This window comes from Cupriavidus sp. FW305-46, from assembly GCF_058787075.1.
The window spans coordinates 75201-92342 of sequence record NZ_JBYSZI010000022.1 but is presented as its reverse complement, the minus strand read 5'-3'; the positions used below and the strand labels follow the sequence as shown (position 1 = coordinate 92342).

The 17142-nt window shown below is 68.7% G+C and carries 15 protein-coding genes; 5 read left to right on the top strand and 10 right to left on the bottom strand.

All coding sequences use genetic code 11. The annotated features are described in order from the left end of the window. Positions 1 to 19 precede the first annotated feature (19 nt). Positions 20 to 715: a TetR/AcrR family transcriptional regulator gene (locus AC3WON_RS13275; protein ID WP_492351996.1), complete on the bottom strand. Its 696-nt coding sequence runs from the start codon at positions 713 to 715 to the stop codon at positions 20 to 22. Between the two features lie 183 nt (positions 716 to 898). On the opposite strand from AC3WON_RS13275, the gene AC3WON_RS13270 reads away from it, so the two are divergent. Next, positions 899 to 2269 carry a carbohydrate porin gene (locus tag AC3WON_RS13270; protein WP_492351995.1) on the top strand — a complete coding sequence of 457 codons (1371 nt, stop codon included), beginning with the start codon at positions 899 to 901 and terminating at the stop codon, positions 2267 to 2269. Positions 2270 to 2284: 15 nt separating this feature from the next. On the opposite strand, the gene queF is transcribed toward AC3WON_RS13270, so the two are convergent. Together queF and ilvA are read right to left on the bottom strand one after the other, a co-directional pair. Beyond that, the gene (gene queF / locus AC3WON_RS13265) at positions 2285 to 3118 is read right to left on the bottom strand and encodes an NADPH-dependent 7-cyano-7-deazaguanine reductase QueF (RefSeq protein WP_492351994.1); all 834 of its coding nucleotides are present in this window, start codon (positions 3116 to 3118) and stop codon (positions 2285 to 2287) included. Positions 3119 to 3135: 17 nt separating this feature from the next. After that, positions 3136 to 4674: a threonine ammonia-lyase, biosynthetic gene (gene ilvA, locus AC3WON_RS13260; protein ID WP_492351993.1), complete on the bottom strand. Its 1539-nt coding sequence runs from the start codon at positions 4672 to 4674 to the stop codon at positions 3136 to 3138. Positions 4675 to 4985: 311 nt separating this feature from the next. Between ilvA and otsB the strand changes: the two genes are divergently transcribed. The 4 genes from otsB to AC3WON_RS13240 are packed head-to-tail and all read left to right on the top strand — an operon-like array spanning position 4986 to position 9485. After that, the gene (otsB, locus tag AC3WON_RS13255; RefSeq protein ID WP_492319013.1) at positions 4986 to 5786 is read left to right on the top strand and encodes a trehalose-phosphatase; all 801 of its coding nucleotides are present in this window, start codon (positions 4986 to 4988) and stop codon (positions 5784 to 5786) included. 13 nt (positions 5787 to 5799) lie between these two features. After that, positions 5800 to 7665 carry a glycoside hydrolase family 15 protein gene (locus AC3WON_RS13250; RefSeq protein ID WP_492351992.1) on the top strand — a complete coding sequence of 622 codons (1866 nt, stop codon included), beginning with the start codon at positions 5800 to 5802 and terminating at the stop codon, positions 7663 to 7665. A 48-nt stretch (positions 7666 to 7713) separates the two neighbouring features. After that, a complete protein-coding gene (otsA, locus tag AC3WON_RS13245; protein WP_492319014.1) occupies positions 7714 to 9105 on the top strand; it encodes an alpha,alpha-trehalose-phosphate synthase (UDP-forming) in 1392 nt (463 codons plus the stop codon). A gap of 35 nt (positions 9106 to 9140) precedes the next feature. Next, positions 9141 to 9485 (top strand): 4a-hydroxytetrahydrobiopterin dehydratase, encoded by a 345-nt coding sequence (locus AC3WON_RS13240; RefSeq protein WP_492351991.1) that lies wholly within the window; start codon positions 9141 to 9143, stop codon positions 9483 to 9485. Positions 9486 to 9497: 12 nt separating this feature from the next. On the opposite strand, the gene AC3WON_RS13235 is transcribed toward AC3WON_RS13240, so the two are convergent. The 7 genes from AC3WON_RS13235 to AC3WON_RS13205 form a co-directional block, all read right to left on the bottom strand. Continuing rightward, on the bottom strand, positions 9498 to 10103 hold the full coding sequence (locus AC3WON_RS13235; protein WP_492319016.1) for a nucleotidyltransferase family protein: 606 nt from the start codon (positions 10101 to 10103) through the stop codon (positions 9498 to 9500). A 19-nt stretch (positions 10104 to 10122) separates the two neighbouring features. Further along, complete coding sequence (locus AC3WON_RS13230; protein ID WP_492319017.1) at positions 10123 to 11160, bottom strand: XdhC family protein; 1038 nt, start codon at positions 11158 to 11160, stop codon at positions 10123 to 10125. After that, a complete protein-coding gene (locus tag AC3WON_RS13225; protein WP_492319018.1) occupies positions 11133 to 11690 on the bottom strand; it encodes an SRPBCC family protein in 558 nt (185 codons plus the stop codon). The genes AC3WON_RS13230 and AC3WON_RS13225 overlap by 28 nt, the downstream gene beginning before the upstream one ends. Further along, on the bottom strand, positions 11681 to 12937 hold the full coding sequence (locus AC3WON_RS13220) for a vWA domain-containing protein (protein ID WP_492351990.1): 1257 nt from the start codon (positions 12935 to 12937) through the stop codon (positions 11681 to 11683). The genes AC3WON_RS13225 and AC3WON_RS13220 overlap by 10 nt, the downstream gene beginning before the upstream one ends. Before the next feature lie 2 nt (positions 12938 to 12939). Then, entirely contained in the window at positions 12940 to 13836 is an 897-nt protein-coding gene (locus AC3WON_RS13215) for an AAA family ATPase (protein WP_492351989.1), read from the bottom strand. A 94-nt stretch (positions 13837 to 13930) separates the two neighbouring features. After that, positions 13931 to 14731 (bottom strand): FAD binding domain-containing protein, encoded by an 801-nt coding sequence (locus tag AC3WON_RS13210; protein WP_492319021.1) that lies wholly within the window; start codon positions 14729 to 14731, stop codon positions 13931 to 13933. Between the two features lie 27 nt (positions 14732 to 14758). Then, positions 14759 to 17134: a xanthine dehydrogenase family protein molybdopterin-binding subunit gene (locus AC3WON_RS13205; protein WP_492351988.1), complete on the bottom strand. Its 2376-nt coding sequence runs from the start codon at positions 17132 to 17134 to the stop codon at positions 14759 to 14761. Positions 17135 to 17142: the final 8 nt, after the last annotated feature.

Sequence of the window (17142 nt, the reverse complement as noted above, 5' to 3'; positions counted from 1 at the left end):
CTGGTGGGGAGGGCGGGGTTCATGATGGCTCCGGAGAAGGCCTGGACTTGCCGGCATCGGGCGCCGGCGCCAGCCCGTGCGTCAGCAGCGCGGATACGTGGCGCACCAGCGTGTCGGTATCGACCGCTTCGCCGCCGGGCAGCCGGCGCCAGATATGGGTGGTGGCCAGCGGCAGCAGCGTCAGGCCGATCAGCGATGGCATCACCAGCGCCGGCTCCAGTCCGCTATTGAGCTGCCCGCGCGCGATCGCGGCCGCCAGCGGCGCGCTCAGTGCACCGGCGCGCTGCAGCGCGAAGCGGTCCAGCACGCGCTCGCGCAGGGCGCCGTCGGCGCTGGCGACTTCGCGGATCCACAGCCCGGGAAACCAGGGCGTGGCGGCCGCGGTGCGGATCAGCTGGCCGGCGATGCCGATCAGCATGGCCATCGGCTCGGCATCCCCGGCGGCAGCGAAGACGCTGGCCACCAGCGGCTGCAGCTTTTCCTCGACCACGGCGTCCAGCAGCAATTCGCGGTCGCTGAAGTAGTAATGGACCAGCGCCGGCGTTACGCCGGCCTGGGTGGCAATCGCCTTGACCGGGGTGCCGGCCACGCCCTGGCGCGAGAACAGGTCGGTGGCCGCATCGAGGATGCGTTTGCGCTGGCCGGGCTGGCCGGCCGCAGGACGACCGGGGCTGCGGCGGGCGGAGGGTTTCGGTTTGGCGGGCGGGCGCGGCATGGGCAAACGGATGCAAGCGGTCTCCAGTGAATATTAATTTTTGCGTTAATTAATTCAAGGGCGGTTACAACGTCGGCCTTCCGGCACATCCTTTGGCAGGTAGACATGTCATGGGCGCTTGGCTATGCTGCGGGCGCCGGAGCGCGCCGTCTCGGGCACTTCCGTTGCCGATCGCCTCTGCCGATGCCGTTTCCGCCACTTGCCACCGCTCCCGTTCGTCTCCGTTTTCGTCGTGTGCTGGCCGCGCTGGCCTGTTGTGCGTGCCTGCCAGCGATGGCGCAGCAAACGGAGCCGGTGCAAGGCCCGGCTGAAGCGGAGAGCCCGTTCGCCTTTCACGGCCAGAGCACCTACATCTGGCAGCGCAAGCCATCATTCGGCGCGGCCTACTCCGGCCCCAACAGCCTGGGTACCGAACGAGCCAAGAGCTACTCGTTCAGCGCGACGCTGGATCTGGGACTGAAGCTGTGGCAAGGCGCGGAGTTCCACTTCAACCCGGAGGCCACGCAAGGCGTGCCGTTTTCCGGCCTGCACGGCCTGGGCGGCTTGTCCAATGGTGAACTGGGCAAGGCCGCCAGCACCAATCCGGTGTTCTACCGCGCGCGCGCGTTCGTGCGGCAGACCTGGGGCCTGGGCGGCGGCAGCGAGGCACTGGAAGCGGATTTCAACCAGTTTGCGCGCACGGTCGACCGGCAGCGCGTGGTGCTGACGGCGGGCAACTTTGGCGTGCTGGATGTCTTCGACCAGAACGAGTTCGGTTCGGACCCGCGCACGCAATTCATGAACTGGTCGTTCATGACGCATGGCGCCTTCGACTATCCGGCCGATGCACGCGGCTATAGCTGGGGCCTGTCGCTGGAATACATCGGCGACGGCTGGTCGGCGCGCATCGGGCGCTTCCTGCAGCCGCTGGAATCCAACGGGCTGCGGCTCGACACCCGCATGTTCGAGCACTACGGCGACATCATCGAAGTGGAGAAGCGCTACCAGCTCGCCGGCCGGCCCGGCACCGCGCGGCTGCTGTGGTTCCGCAACAAGGCGCGCATGGGCGCGTTCAGCGATGCCATCGGCTTCGGCATGGCCAACAATACCACCCCGGATGTCGCCGACGTGCGCCGCGAGCACGCCAAGAGCGGCGTGGGCGTGACACTGCTGCAGCAGGTCACCGATTCACTGGGGATGTTCGCGCGCGCCAGCCTGTCCGACGACAAGACCGAGACCTACGCCTTCACGGAAATCGGCCGCCAGGTGTCGGCCGGCGGCGTGCTGAAGGGCGATGCGTGGGGACGGGCGCGCGATGCGCTGGGCGTGGCGGTGGCCATCAACATGCTGGGCCCAAACCACCGCAACTACCTGGCCGCGGGCGGGCAGGGCGCGTTCCTGGGCGACGGTGCGCTGCGCTACGGGCCCGAGCAGATCCTGGAGATCTACTACAGCTTCCAGCCGGTGAAGTACCTGAGCATCAGCCCCGACTTCCAGTACGTGCGCAACCCGGGCTACAACCGCGACCGCGGGCCGGTGAAGTTCTACGGGGTGCGGTTTCACGGGGAGTTCTGATCCTCCCCGCCTGCCTCACTGCCGCGCGTTGCGCTTGTTATCCGGCCACGCCGTATTGAAGTTGGTCCGGAACGGATTGATATCCAACCCGCCCCTACGCGTATAGCGCGCATACACCGCCAGCTTGACCGGCTTGCACTCGCGCATCACGTCCATGAAGATCCGCTCCACGCACTGCTCGTGGAACTCGTTGTGGTTGCGGAACGAGATCAGGTACTTGAGCAACCCTTCCTGGTTGATCGGCGCACCCACGTAGCGGATCTGCACGCTGCCCCAGTCCGGCTGGCCGGTGACCAGGCAGTTGGACTTCAGCAAATGCGACACCAGCGTTTCCTCCACCGGCGATTCTTGCTGGTCGGCAGAGAGCAGCTCGGGCGCGGGCTCATAGCGGTCCACCTCGATATCGAGCCGGTCCAGCAGCAGGCCGTCGAGCTCCCCCATCTTCTGCTTGCCCAGGTCCGCTTCAGTCACCAGCCGCACCTGCACGGTGCCGCCGGTGGCTTCGGACAGGTCGTGGTGCAGCAGCTGCTGCAGCGCCTCGGGTGAAGCAATCCTGGTCTGGTTGAACGAGTTCAGGTACAGCTTGAACGACTTGGACTCGATGATATTGGGCGTGTCCGACGGGATGATGAAGCTGGCCAGCGCCACCTGCGGCTTGCCCTTCAGGTTCAGCCACGACAGCTCGTACGCGTTCCAGATATCGACGCCGAAGAACGGCACCGGCGTGCCTTCGGGCAGGCCGATCTCGGTGCGCTTGGGCTGGCGCGGGATCGGGAACAGCAGCGAGGCGTCGTATTCGGTCTTGTAGGCCGAGGGCTTGCCCAGCGGCGAGTGTTCAGGGAGGCTCATGGGGCGCTCAGCAGGTGTCAGGACAGGAACAGCTTGTACACCGGGTTGTCGGTCTCGTCCCAGTGTACGTAACCCAGCGTCGAAAGGAAGGCGCGGAAGGCGCGCTTCTCGTTCTTCGGCACCTGGATGCCGACCAGGATGTTGGAGGTATCCGCACCCTGGTTGCGGTAGTGGAACAGGCTGATATTCCAGTTCGGGCTCATGCTGGACAGGAACCGCATCAGCGCGCCCGGCCGCTCGGGGAACTCGAAGCGGTACAGCAGCTCGTCATGCGCCAGCGCCGAGCGCCCGCCCACCATGTAGCGGATATGCTGCTTGGCCAGCTCGTCGTTGGACAGGTCCAGCGTGTCGAAGCCGTGCTTGCGGAAGCTGGCCGCGATCTTGTCGTTCTCGGCGCGGCTGGCGATCTGCACGCCGACGAAGATATGCGCCATGCTGGTATCGGCGATGCGGTAGTTGAACTCGGTCACGCTGCGCGTGCCCACCAGCTCGCAGAAGCGCTTGAAGCTGCCGCGCTCCTCGGGGATGGTCACGGCGAACACGGCTTCGCGCGCCTCGCCCACCTCGGCGCGCTCGGCGACAAAGCGCAGGCGGTCGAAGTTCATGTTGGCGCCGCAGGCGATCGCCACCAGGTGCTGGCCCTTGAGCTTCTCGCGCTCGGCATAGGCCTTCAGGCCTGCCACGGCCAGCGCGCCGGCCGGCTCCAGGATGCTGCGGGTGTCCTGGAACACGTCCTTCAGGCCCGCGCAGATGGCGTCGGTATCCACCAGGATGATGTCGTCGACCAGCTCGCGCGTGATGCGAAAGGTCTCCTTGCCGACCAGCTTGACCGCGGTGCCGTCCGAGAACAGTCCCACTTCCTTCAGCTCGACGCGCTTGCCGGCGTCGACCGAGCGCTTCATCGCGTCAGAGTCCACCGTCTGCACGCCGATCACCTTGATCTCGGGGCGCACCGCCTTGATGTACGAGGCGATGCCAGAGATCAGCCCGCCGCCGCCAATGGCGACGAACACGGCATGGATCGGGCCCGGGTGCTGGCGCAGGATCTCCATGGCGATGGTGCCCTGGCCGGCGATGACCTCGGGATCGTCGAACGGATGGATGAAGGTCAGCTTGTGCTTCTTCTCCAGCTCCGCAGCGTGGTTGTAGGCGTCGCTGTAGGACTCGCCGTGCAGCACGATTTCCACCCACTGGCCGCCGCGTTCGCGCACCGCGTCGATCTTCACCTGCGGCGTGGTGACCGGCATGGCGATGATGGCCTTGCACTGCAGGCGCGCCGCGGACAGCGCCACGCCCTGCGCGTGGTTGCCGGCCGAGGCGGCGATCACGCCGCGCTTGAGCTCTTCCTGCGTCAGCGAGGCCATCTTGTTGTATGCGCCGCGCAGCTTGAAGGAGAAGACCGGCTGGGTGTCCTCGCGCTTGAACCAGACTGCATTGCCGGTGCGCGCCGACAATTGGTGCGCGTAGGTCAGTTCGGTCTCCTGCGCCACGTCGTAGACCTTGGCGGTCAGGATCTTCTTCAGGTAATCGGGTCGGGCGGCGGACGTGCGGGTCATGGTCTCGGGGCGGGCCGTGGGGCGGCGCAAAAAAAGGCGGAAATTCTGGCGGAAACCGTCAATGATAAAGGATGGCGGCGACTTCCACCCGGCCCGGGCGACGCTCCCGCCGCCCGCGGCGGGCGGCCCGGGCCGCGCGGAGGTCGCTCTTCGTGTGGATGACGGTGCACTCATGCGGGGCGCGGCGAGCCACGCGCGGCGGGGCCGCAGACGCTTGGCCCTGGACTTGCGTCGAGGCCAGGTTGCGTGCGCGCCATGTAGGACGGCGTCCGGTGGACGCCGGTCAAAACGACGTGTTACGGTGTAACGCGATGCCACAACTACCGCTAATCGAACCCAATACCGCCCTGTTTCTCGACTTCGACGGCACCCTGGCCGACCTGGCTCCGCGCCCGGAACTGGTGCAGGTCGAACCGGAACTGGTCGGCACGCTGCACACGCTATTCGAGCGTCTGGACGGCGCGCTGGCCGTCATCTCCGGGCGGCCGATCTCTGAACTCGACCACTTCCTGCAGCCCCTGCGGCTGCCGGCCGCCGGCGTGCATGGTGCTGAATTCCGCACCGACGGCGGCATGGTGTCAAAGACTTCCGCCCCCGGCCTGGAACCGCTGATCCCCCACCTGGAAGCGCTGGTGCGCGCCTATCCCGCCCTGCGGCTGGAGCGCAAGTCCGTTGCCGTCGCCATCCACTACCGCCAGGCGCCTGAACTGGCCGGCGTGGTCGATGCCGCGGTCACCGAGGTGCTGCGCCATGCCGTCGGACTGGAGGCGCTGCCCGGCAAGATGGTGGTCGAGATCAAGCCGGCCGGCGTCGACAAGGGCGACGCCATTGCCGCATTCATGAAATCCGCGCCCTTCGCCGAGCGCGTGCCGCTTTTTGCCGGCGACGACCTGACCGACGAGCCGGGCTTTGCCGCTGTGCGCAAGCTCGGCGGGCTGGGCGTGCTGGTGGGCCAGCGCGAGACCGTGGCCAGCGTCAGCGTGCCCGGGCCGGCCGCGCTGCGCAGCTGGCTGCACCGCTCGGCCCGAGCGCTGGAAGGCGCCGGCGGCGAGCCGCGCGCCGTGCCGAATGAGGCCGAGCCAGGCCCGGCCCGGCGCACAACGACATCCTGAGGGAGGTATCGCTGTGACCAATCCGAGCAGCCCGAGCGAACCGGGCCAGCCGCCGACCGAAGGCGTGCACAAGACCGTGGACGGCGGCAGCCGCTTTGCCAATCCGTCGTTGTCGCTTGGCATGATCGGCAACTGCGCCATTTCTGCGCTGGTGGACTGCCGCGCGCGCATTGTCTGGTCGTGCCTGCCGCGCTTCGATGGCGACCCGGTGTTCAACGCCCTGCTGGACCCGAGCGAGAACGCCGGCCATTTCTCGATCGAGATCGAGGACTTCCAGTCGTCGCGGCAATGGTATGAGCCCAATACCGCGGTGCTGCGCACGCGGCTGACGGACATCCACGGCAACTGCCTGGAGATCACCGACTTTGCGCCGCGCTTCTTCCGGCTCGGGCGCTATTTCCGCCCGACCACGCTGGTCCGGCGCATCCGCCCGGTGCGCGGCGCGCCGCGCGTGCGCGTGGTGGTGGCGCCGCGCTTCGAGTGGGGCCGCAAGGCGCCGCAGACGACGCGCGGCAGCAGCCACGTGCGCTATATCGGCGACGACATGACCCTGCGCATGACCACCGACGCGCCGATGGCCTATGTGCTGTCGCATACGCCGTTCCTGGTCACGCGCGGGTACAACTTCATCCTCGGCCCGGACGAGACCCTCGCGCACGGCGTGGAAGAAACCGCGCGTGACTTCGAGCAGGAGACCACCGCCTACTGGCGCCTGTGGAGCCGCCGCCTGGCGGTGCCGCGCGAATGGCAGGACGCGGTGATCCGCGCGGCCATCACGCTGAAGATGTCGCTGTTCGAAGAGACCGGCGCCATCGTCGCGGCGATGACCACCAGCATCCCCGAGGCGCCGGGCAGCGGCCGCAACTGGGACTACCGCTTCTGCTGGCTGCGCGACGCCTTCTTCGTGGTGCGCGCGCTCAACAGCCTGTCCGAGGTCGGCACCATGGAGGACTACCTGCGCTGGCTGTCCAACGTGGTGATGCAGTCGCAGGACGGGCATATCCAGCCGCTGTACGGCATCGGCCTTGAGCGCGAGCTGCCTGAAAGCATGCTCGACCATCTGCCCGGCTACCGCGGCATGGGCCCGGTGCGCGTGGGCAACCAGGCGCAGGAGCACTTCCAGCACGACGTCTACGGCAACGTGGTGCTGGGCGCGGCCCAGGCCTTCCATGACCACCGGCTGCTGCACCGCGGCGGCCCCGCTGAATTCCGCCGGCTGGAAGAGGTCGGCGAACAGGCGGTGAAAGTGTTCGGCACGCCCGATGCCGGCATGTGGGAGCTGCGCACGCGGGCGCGCGTGCATACGTCGTCGGCGCTGATGAGCTGGGCCGCCTGCGACCGCCTGGCCAAGGTTGCAGACAAGCTGCAACTGCAGGCGCGCGCCGCCTACTGGCACGACCATGCCGAGCGCATGAAGGCGCGCATCCTGGCCGAATCCTGGAGCGAAGAGCGCCAGGCCTTCGCCGAAAGCTTCGGCGGGCGCGAGCTGGATGCCAGCGTGCTGCTGATGGCCGAAGTCAATTTCATCGAGCCGCGCGATCCGCGCTTCATCGCCACCGTCAAGGCGCTGGAGGCATCGCTGTGCGACGGACCCTATATGCGCCGCTACGAGGCGCCCGACGATTTCGGCAAGCCCGAGACCGCGTTCAACATCTGCACGTTCTGGCGCATCGATGCCCTCGCGCGCATCGGCCGGCGCGAGGAAGCGCGCGAGATCTTCGAGTCGATGCTGGCCTCGCGCAATCCGCTGGGGCTGCTGTCCGAGGATACCCATCCGGTGACCGGCGAGATGTGGGGCAATTTCCCGCAGACGTATTCGATGGTCGGGCTGATCAATGGCGCGATGCGGCTGTCGGCGCCGTGGGACACGGTGATCTGAACCGCCTGCGCCCACGGCAACCAGAACAGAGGACTCCAAGAACAACATATGCCAAGACTTGTAGCGGTATCCAACCGGGTCGCCGACCCCCGCAACGTGGCGGCGGGCGGCCTCGCCGTCGCGCTTTCCGAAGCCCTGCGCCAGACCGGCGGCATGTGGTTCGGCTGGAGCGGCAAGGCACTGGAAACCGCCCAGGGCGGCACGCCCGGTGAAGGCGACCTGCACCTGCAGCAGGCCGGCAACGTGACGCTGGCCACCGTCGACCTGAGCCGCGAGGACCACGACGCCTACTACCTGGGCTACAGCAACGGCGTGCTGTGGCCGGTGTTCCACTACCGGCTGGACCTGGCGGACTTCGACTCCAATTTCCTGAACGGATACCGGCGCGTGAACCAGCTGTTCGCGCGCAAGCTGGCGCCGCTGCTGCAGCCCGATGACATCATCTGGATCCATGACTACCACCTGATCCCGCTGGCGTCAGAGCTGCGCGCCATCGGCTGCGGGCAGAAGATCGGCTTTTTCCTGCATGTGCCGCTGCCGCCGCCGCTGATCCTGGCCGCCATCCCGCAGCACGAGTGGCTGATGCGCGCGCTGTTCGCCTACGACCTGCTCGGCTTCCAGAGCCATGCGGATGTCGAGCACTTCTCGCGCTATGTGCAGGCCGAAGCGCAGGCCGAGCCGATGGGCGAGCACCGCTACCGCGCCTTCCACCGCACGGTGCGGGCGCAGGCCTTTCCGATCGGTATCGACGTGGACGAGTTCATGGAGCTGGGCCGCGGCGCGGACGCGCAGGAAACCTACGAGATGATGTGCGCGCAGTACGCGCGCCGCAGGCTGCTGCTTGGCATCGACCGGCTCGACTATTCCAAGGGCCTGCCGCATCGGCTCAAGGCGTTCTACCGGTTGCTGGCCGAGTACCCGGAGAACCGCTCGAGCGCAACGCTGGTGCAGATCGCCGCGCCCTCGCGAGAATCGGTCGATGCCTACGTCGACCTGCGCCGCGAGATGGAGCAGTTGAGCGGCTCCATCAACGGCGAGTTCGGCGAGCTGGACTGGATGCCGGTGCGCTATATCCACCGCACCACCGCGCGCAAGCGGCTGCCCGGCCTGTGCCGCGCCAGCCGCGTGGCGCTGGTGACGCCGCTGCGCGACGGCATGAACCTGGTGGCCAAGGAGTTCATCGCCGCGCAGGACCCGGAGGACCCGGGGGTGCTGGTGCTGTCGCGCTTTGCCGGCGCCGCCGAGCAACTGCGCGAGGCGCTGCTGGTCAATCCGTACGACACCCGTGCCACCGCGCAGGCGATCCAGCAGGCGCTGCACATGCCGCTGGCCGAGCGCCAGCAGCGGCACCGGAAATTGCTGGAGCGCATCCGCGCGCAGGATGTGCACTGGTGGAGCAGCGAGTTCCTGCGCGCACTGACTGAGACCGAAGGGGCCTGAGGCGCGGGCTGTTCTTCCGGTCGGGGAGCATGACCATGAGCGAAGACCTGGCAGCGCAATCGTGCACGCCTTGCCGTGGCGGGGTGCCGCCGCTGACGCCGGCTGAAGCCGAGGCGTTATTGCAGCAGGCGCCGGGGTGGGAGCTGGTCGATAGCGCGACGCGGCTCGAACGGCGTTTCACCTTCGGCAATTTCGCGCAGGCGCTGGCGTTCGTGAACGGCGTCGGGCAACTGGCCGAGGCGCAGGGGCATCATCCCGAGATCAGCTTTGGCTGGGGGCATGCCACGGTGTCGTGGCGGACCAAGAAGATCAAGGGCTTGCACCGGAATGATTTCATCATGGCGGTGAAGACGAGCGAGTTGGCGGAGGGGATCGGGTGAGGCTGGTGGGGGTCACTTCAGATCCCCGGGCGTATCAATATCCCGAAACGCCCCTTCATCCTCGGTCAGGATCCGCGTCACAGGCTTGTCCTTCAGCAACGCCCGCGCCCCCTCATCCCCATCCAGCTTCAGCAATTCCTCGCGCCAGGCCGCGCCAAAACCCACCGGATGCCCACGTTGCCCGTTGCGCCAAGGGGCGGCGATGGTGTCCGGCGTGGTGATCGTCAACGCCACCGCCCGGATCAGTTCCATCGGCAGCCAGGGCATGTCCGCCAGCGCCACCACCCAGCCGCGCGCTTCGGGCGTGGCGGCCACGGCAGCTCGCAGGGCTGCGCCCATGCCGGCCTCGGCGTCGGGCGACTCCAGCACGCGGCAGCCGCCGCGGCGCAGTTCCTCCGCCAGTGCCGGGTTGCCCGGACGAATGACGGCGATCGATTCCGGCAGCGCCGCGGCCAGCGTGCGCGCGCTGCGCCAGGCCACGGAGCGGCCGCCGGGCAGCACCTCCAGCAGCTTGTTGCGTTTGCCGGCGGCGTCGAAGCGGCGGCCGTAGCCTGCGGCCAGCAGGATGCCGGTGGGCAGGTCGGTGCGGAGCAGGGGAGCGTTGGGGGCGGCAGTCATGGCGGCACTCGCGAGGTCGTCAGGTGGGATCGGGCGCGACGTCGCAGCTGCTGCCGGTGCCGGCAGCCATCTCGCGTGCGGCCTTGGCGCCTTCCACCTGCAGGATGTCGGGCAGCGATACGTGGTTCCTGGCCGCGATCACCTCGGCCAGGATCGAGATGGCGATCTCGGGGGGCGTGCGGCTGCCGATGTAGATGCCCACGGGGCCATGCAGCCGCGCCAGCTGCAGCCCGGTCAGGTCGAATTCCTTGAGCCGTTCGCGGCGCGCCTGGTTGTTGCGGCGCGAACCCAGCGCGCCTACGTAGAAGGCCCGGGTGCGCAGCGCTTCCATCAGCGCCAGGTCGTCCAGCTTGGGGTCGTGCGTGAGCGCGATCACGGCGCAGCGCTCGTCCAGCTTCATGTCGGTGACGGTGTCGTCCGGCATGGTGCGCACCATGGTCACGCCGGGGATGTCCCAGGTCTCGGTGTATTCCTCGCGCGGGTCGCACACGGTGACCTGGAAGCCCAGGCCCACGGCGATCTGGCACAGGTACTTGGACAGCTGCCCGGCGCCGATCACCAGCATGCGGTAGCGCGGGCCGTGGATGGTCAGCAGGGTCTTGCCGTCGAACACCAGGCCGTCGGTGGCGTTGGCCGGGCCCAGCGTGGCGGTGCCGGTGGCCATGTCGAGGGTGCGCGCGACCAGGCGGCCGTTCTCAACGGCATCGAGCAGCTCGGCGATGCCGCTGGCCGGGGTCAGCGGTTCGGTCACCAGCTCGATGGTGCCGCCGCACGGCAGCCCGAAGCGGTGGGCTTCCTCGGCGCTGATGCCGTACTTGATCGCTTCCGGGTGGTCGGCGGTGATGCCCTGCCGGCGCACGCGGTCGATGATGTCGTCCTCGATGCAGCCGCCCGAGACCGAGCCCACCACCAGGCCGTCGTCGCGCACGGCCAGCATCGCGCCTTCGGGCCGGGGCGACGAGCCCCAGGTCCGCACTACCGTGACCAGCAGCACGCGATGGCCTTGCTGCTGCCACTGCACACTGTTCTTCAGGACTTCGAGATCCACGCTGTCCATGATCGTTTCCGCTTCGGTTCCTCTGTTGGTTCATTGTCGCCGGCGGCTGCGGCGGGGGCGCCCTCGGCCGCTGGCGTGTCGTCGGTGGCGTCAGGGGTGACGGCCTCGGTGAAGCGCGCAAAGAAGGTGTCTGCCATCTTGCGCGCCGCGGCGTCCACCAGCCGCGAGCCGATCTGTGCGATCTTGCCCCCCACGTGGGCGTTGACGGTGTAGGTCAGCACGGTCTCGTCACCGTCTGCTTCCAGCCGGACCCGGGCGCTGCCCTTGCCGAATCCCGCCGCGCCACCCTGGCCATCGAAACGGATGGTGTAGCTGTCGGGGGCCTGGATGTCTTCCAGTGCCATGCGGCCCTTGAAGCGCGCCTTGACCGGGCCCACCGCGGCCGTCAGGGCCAGCTGGTAGGCGTTGTCGCCGTCGGGCTCGATACTCTCACATCCCGGGATGCAGTGCTTGAGCAGCTCGGTGTCGTTGAGCGCTTCCCATGCTACCTGCTGCGGGACCGGCAGGCGCTGGCTCTGGTTCATTTCCATGGCGGGGCTTCCTTGGTGTGCCTGGCGAGGGCAGGGGTGGCGGCCCGGGGCGGGCCGCCATGGTCGGACAGCAGCGTCTCGAGCGCCAGCAGGCTGTCCAGGTTATGGGCCGGGCGCAGTGCGTCCACGTGCGGCAGGATGGCTTGCACGCCACGCGCCTGCGGGGTGAAGCCGGGGTAGCGCAGCAGCGGGTTGAGCCAGACGATGCGGTGCGCAAAGCGGCGCAGCCGTGCCATTTCGTCGCCGAGCAGGTCGATATGCTCGTGGTCCAGGCCGTCGGTGACCAGCAGTACGGTGGCGCGCCCGGACAGCGTGCGCCGCGCCCAATGGCGGTTGAAGCTGGCCAGCGCCGCGCCGATGCGGGTGCCGCCGGCCCAGTCGCGCACCTGGCCGGTGATCAGCGCGACGGCCTCGTCGGGGTCGCGTTCGCGCAGCGAGCGCGTGATGTTGGTCAGCCGCGTGCCGAACAGGAATACCGACAGCCGCTCGCGCGACTGCATCAGCGCATGGCAGAAGTACAGCACCGCGCGCGAGTACTGGCTCATCGAGCCGGAGATGTCGAGCAGCAGCACCACCGGCGGCTTGCGCTCGGCGTGCTTGCGGAATTTCCAGCGCAGCCACTCGCCATGCTGGCGCACCGCCAGGCGCGCGCTGGCGCGCAGGTCGGCATGGGTGCCGCAAGTGGCGGCGCGCAGGCGGCGGGTGCGCTGCAAGGCCAGGTGGGCGCGGCGCGTGCGCACCAGGTGCTGCAGCGCGCGCCATTCCTGCGCGGTCAGGGTTTCAAAGTCGCGCTGCGCCAGGCGTTCCTGGTCGGAGAAGGTCAGCGGCACATGGATGCGCTCGGCTTCGGCCTGTGCCGGGCGTGACTGCGCTTCGGGCTGGCGCGCGGCCAGGGCATCGGCAAGCCGGTTGCTGCGTTTCGGTGGCGGCGCGCCGCTGTCGACGCGCGGCAGCAGCAGCGCGCGCAGCTTGCCTTCCCAGTCGGGATCGCGCCAGAACAGGTCGAAGGCGGCATCGAACAGCGGGCGCTGGTCGGGGCCGGACAGCACCAGCGCCGCCAGCGCGGCGCGTACCTCGTCGCGCTGGCCGATATCGACATGGCGCAGCGCCTGCAAGGCATCGACCGCATGGGCCGGCGACAGCGCGAAGCCGCCGTCGCGCAACAGCCGCATGAAGTGCGTGACGTTGCGCGCCAGCACCGGCAGGGCCGGTGCGGCGGGCCGTGCGGCGGCATGCAGCGTGGCCACGGTCAGCCTCCCGGCGTGGCACCCGCCAGCAGCTCGGCCACGGTGGGGCCGTCCACGCGCGCCAGGTCGTCCTGGTACTTGAGCAGCACGCCCAGCGTGTCGCGCACGGACTGCGGATCGAGCTCGGTCGCGCCCAGCGCGGACAGCGCGCGGCACCAGTCGATGGCCTCGGCGATGCCCGGCGCCTTGAACAGGTCGATGCCGCGCAGCCGGTGGATAAAGTCGATGGCCTGGGCCTGCAGCGCCGCGGCGGCCTCGGGGGCGCGCGCGGCCACGATCTGCAGTTCGCGGTCGCGCTCGGGGTAGCCCATCCACTGGTACAGGCAGCGGCGCTTGAGGGCGTCGTGGACTTCGCGGGTGCGGTTGGAGGTGATCACGATCAGCGGCGGGCGCTCGGCGCGGATCACCCCGATCTCGGGGATCGACACCTGGAATTCGGACAGCACCTCCAGCAGGAAGGCTTCGAAGGGCTCGTCGGCGCGGTCGATCTCGTCGATCAGCAGCACGCGCGGCACGTCCGGCGCGGCGGAGTCGGGCAGCAGGGATTCCAGCAGCGGGCGCTTGAGCAGGTAGTCATCGTGGTACAGCGACTGCGCCTCGGGCCGCTCGCCGCGCGCCTCGGCCAGGCGCAGCGCCATGATCTGGCGCGGGTAGTCCCATTCGTACAGCGCGCTGGCGGCGTCCAGCCCTTCATAGCATTGCAGCCGCAGCAGCCGCGTGCCGAGCACGCCCGCCATCGCATGCGCCATGGCGGTCTTGCCGACGCCGGGCTCGCCTTCCAGGAACAGCGGCCGCTGCATGCGCAGGGCGAGATAGAGCACCGTGGCGGTCTCGCGGTCGGCGAAATATTGCTGGCGTTCCAGCTGGGCGATGGTGTCGTCGATGGAGGTGGGAAGCATGAGCAATCTTGTGTGCCGATGCGGAAATACGCCGGCGGTTTGCGCCCCTCTCCCGCCGTGCGGGAGAGGGGAGACAACATGCGGCGGCGAAGCGCTACCCCTTCGCCGCCGCCTCCACTGCCCTTGCCGCCAGCACCGGGATCAAATGCGCCCGGTACTCCGCCGACGCATGCAGGTCGGCATTCAGCGTCGACGCATCGACCTTCACCCCACGCGCCGCCTGCGCGGTGAAGCCGGCCGACAGCGCCTGCTCCAGCGGCTGGCAGCGGAACACGCTGTCGGCCGCGCCTGTCACCGCCACGCGCACCGTGTTGCCGGTGCGCGCCACCATCACGCCCACCAGCGCGAAGCGCGAGGCCGGGTTGCGGAACTTGGCGTAGGCCGCCTGCTCCGGGATCGGGAAGCGCACCGCGGTGATCAGCTCGTCCGGTTCCAGCGCGGTTTCATAGAGACCCTTGAAGAAGTCGTCGGCGGCGATGGTGCGGCGGTCGGTGACCACGGTCGCCCCCAGCCCCAGCACAGCGGCGGGATAGTCGGCGGCGGGATCGTCATTGGCGAGCGCGCCGCCGATGGTGCCCATGGCGCGCACCTGGCGGTCGCCGATGCCGCCGGCCAGTGCCGCCAGCGCCGGGATGCGCCGGCGCACCTCGGCATGCTCGGCGACGTCGGCATGGCGCGCGGCGGCGCCGACCACGATCTCATTGCCTTCGACGCGGATCTCGGCCATGCCGGGAATACGCGCCACGTCGACCAGCACGGAGGGCGCGGCCAGCCGCAGCTTCATCGCGGCCAGCAGGCTCTGGCCGCCGCCGAGGAACTTGGCGTCGGGATCGGCCTTGAGCGTGGCCACGGCCGCCTTGGCATCCGCGGCGCGTTCAAAATTGAATGCGTACATGTCGGTTTCCTTTGCGGTGTGCGTGGGTCACGGCCGGGCGGCCTGGATGGCCTGCCAGACCCGGTGCGGCGTGGCGGGCATCTGGATGTCCTTCACGCCCAGCGGGCTGAGCGCATCCACCAGCGCGTTGATGAACGCCGGCGGCGAGCCGATCGCGCCGGCCTCGCCGCAGCCCTTCACGCCCAGCGGGTTGTGGGTGCAGGGCGTGCCGGTGGCGGTCTCGACGGTGAAGTCGGGCAGGTCGCCGGCGCGCGGCATGGCGTAGTCCATGTATGAGCCGGTCAGCAACTGGCCGCTGTCGTTGTCGTAGACGCACTGCTCCAGCATGGCCTGGCCCAGCCCCTGGCCGATGCCGCCATGGACCTGGCCTTCGACGATCATCGGGTTGATGATGTTGCCGAAGTCGTCCACCGCGGTGAACTTGACCACCTGCGACTCGCCGGTATCGGGATCGACCTCCACCTCGCACACATAGGCGCCGGACGGGTAGGTGAAGTTGGTGGGGTCGTAGAACGCGTTTTCGTTCAGGCCCGGCTCCAGCTTGTCGAGCGGATAGTTGTGCGGCACGTAGGCGGAAAGCGCGACTTCGCCGAAAGTCTTGGTGCGGTCGGTGCCGGCCACGCGGAACACGCCGTCGCTGAATTCGATGTCGGTGTCGGCGGCTTCCAGCAGGTGCGCGGCGATCTTCTTGGCCTTGGCCTCGATCTTGTCGAGCGCCTTGACGATGGCCGAGCCGCCCACCGCCAGCGAGCGCGAGCCATAGGTGCCCATGCCGAACGGCACCCGGCCGGTGTCGCCGTGCACGATCTCGACCTGGTCCAGCTGCAGCCCGAGCCGGTCGGCGACCACCTGCGCAAAGGTGGTCTCGTGTCCCTGGCCATGGCTGTGCGAGCCGGTGAACACGGTCACGGTGCCGGTCGGGTGCACGCGGATCTCGCCCGCTTCGAACAGCCCCGCACGCGCGCCCAGCGCGCCGGCGATGTTGGACGGCGCCAGCCCGCAGGCCTCGATGTAGCAGGAGTAGCCCAAGCCGCGCAGCTTGCCGCGCTGCTTCGCTTCATCACGCCGGGCCGGGAAGCCCTTGACGTCGGCCAGCTCCTGCGCGCGTGCCAGGCAGGGCTCGTAGTCGCCGGTGTCGTAGGTCAGGCCCACTGGCGTGGCGTGCGGGAACTGGCGGATAAAGTTCTTGCGGCGCAGCTCGGCCGGGTCGATCTTCATCTCGTGCGCGGCGGTTTCGACCAGGCGCTCGACCACATAGGTGGCCTCGGGCCGTCCGGCGCCGCGGTAGGCATCCACCGGCGCGGTGTTGGTGAACACCGCCTGCACCTCGGCGTAGATCGCGGGCGTCGCGTACTGGCCCGCCAGCAGCGTCGCATACAGGATGGTCGGCACGCAGCTGGCGAAGGTCGACAGGTAGGCGCCCATGTTGGCGGTGGTATGCACGCGCATCGCCAGGAACTTGCCGTCGGCGTCGAGCGCCAGCTCGGCCCTGGTCACATGGTCGCGCCCGTGCGCATCGGTGAGGAAGGATTCGGAACGGTCCGCGGTCCACTTGACCGGCCGCCCGATCTTCCTGGAAGCCCAGGTCAGCGCCACATCTTCCGGGTACAGGAAGATCTTGGAGCCGAAGCCGCCACCCACGTCGGGCGCGATGATGCGCAGGCGCGATTCGGGCAGCCCCAGCACGAACGCGCCCATCAGCAGCCGTTCGACGTGCGGGTTCTGGCTGGCCACGTAGACGGTGTAGCTGTCGTCGTGGCGCGTGTAGCTGGCGTTGACCGCGCGCGGCTCGATCGCGTTGGGGATCAGCCGGTTGTTGACGATGTCCAGCGTGGTCACGTGCGCGGCCTTGGCAAAGGCGGCGTCGGTGGCGGCCTTGTCGCCGTGGCCCCAGGTGTAGCAGGTGTTGGCGGGAACGTCGTCATGCACCAGGGTGGACGCCTTGGCGGCATCCGCGGCGCTGACCACGGCGGGCAGTTCTTCATAGTCGACGTCGATCTTCTCTGCCGCGTCGCGCGCCTGCTGCAGGGTCTCGGCGATGACCAGCGCGACCTGGTCGCCGACGTGGCGCACCTTGTCGTGGGCAATCACCGGGTGCGGCGGCTCCTTCATCGGCGTGCCGTCGATGCTGTGGATCAGCCAGCCGCAGGGCAGGCCGCCGACCTTGTCGGCCGCCAGCTCGTCGCCGGTCAGCACGGCGATCACGCCGGGCGCGGCCAGGGCCTCGGTCTTGTCGATCGAGCGGATGCGCGCATGCGCATGCGGCGAGCGCAGGAAGTACGCGTAGCTTTGCTGCGGCAGCACGACGTCGTCCGTGTACTGGCCGTTGCCGGTCAGGAAGCGGTAGTCTTCCTTGCGCTTGACCGGCGCGCCTACCAGGCGCTGGCTTTCGGGTGCGTTCATGGCCGGTC

Excerpts from the sequence above, each read along its gene's own strand:
- AC3WON_RS13210 (WP_492319021.1), bottom strand. The coding sequence starts at position 14,731 with ATGTACGCATTCAATTTTGAACGCGCCGCGGATGCCAAGGCGGCCGTG.
- AC3WON_RS13205 (WP_492351988.1), bottom strand. The coding sequence starts at position 17,134 with ATGAACGCACCCGAAAGCCAGCGCCTGGTAGGCGCGCCGGTCAAGCGC.
- AC3WON_RS13270 (WP_492351995.1), top strand. The coding sequence starts at position 899 with ATGCCGTTTCCGCCACTTGCCACCGCTCCCGTTCGTCTCCGTTTTCGT.
- otsA (WP_492319014.1), top strand. The coding sequence starts at position 7,714 with ATGCCAAGACTTGTAGCGGTATCCAACCGGGTCGCCGACCCCCGCAAC.
- otsB (WP_492319013.1), top strand. The coding sequence starts at position 4,986 with ATGCCACAACTACCGCTAATCGAACCCAATACCGCCCTGTTTCTCGAC.
- AC3WON_RS13230 (WP_492319017.1), bottom strand. The coding sequence starts at position 11,160 with ATGGACAGCGTGGATCTCGAAGTCCTGAAGAACAGTGTGCAGTGGCAG.
- queF (WP_492351994.1), bottom strand. The coding sequence starts at position 3,118 with ATGAGCCTCCCTGAACACTCGCCGCTGGGCAAGCCCTCGGCCTACAAG.
- ilvA (WP_492351993.1), bottom strand. The coding sequence starts at position 4,674 with ATGACCCGCACGTCCGCCGCCCGACCCGATTACCTGAAGAAGATCCTG.
- AC3WON_RS13215 (WP_492351989.1), bottom strand. The coding sequence starts at position 13,836 with ATGCTTCCCACCTCCATCGACGACACCATCGCCCAGCTGGAACGCCAG.
- AC3WON_RS13275 (WP_492351996.1), bottom strand. The coding sequence starts at position 715 with ATGCCGCGCCCGCCCGCCAAACCGAAACCCTCCGCCCGCCGCAGCCCC.
- AC3WON_RS13235 (WP_492319016.1), bottom strand. The coding sequence starts at position 10,103 with ATGACTGCCGCCCCCAACGCTCCCCTGCTCCGCACCGACCTGCCCACC.
- AC3WON_RS13240 (WP_492351991.1), top strand. The coding sequence starts at position 9,141 with ATGAGCGAAGACCTGGCAGCGCAATCGTGCACGCCTTGCCGTGGCGGG.
- AC3WON_RS13225 (WP_492319018.1), bottom strand. The coding sequence starts at position 11,690 with ATGGAAATGAACCAGAGCCAGCGCCTGCCGGTCCCGCAGCAGGTAGCA.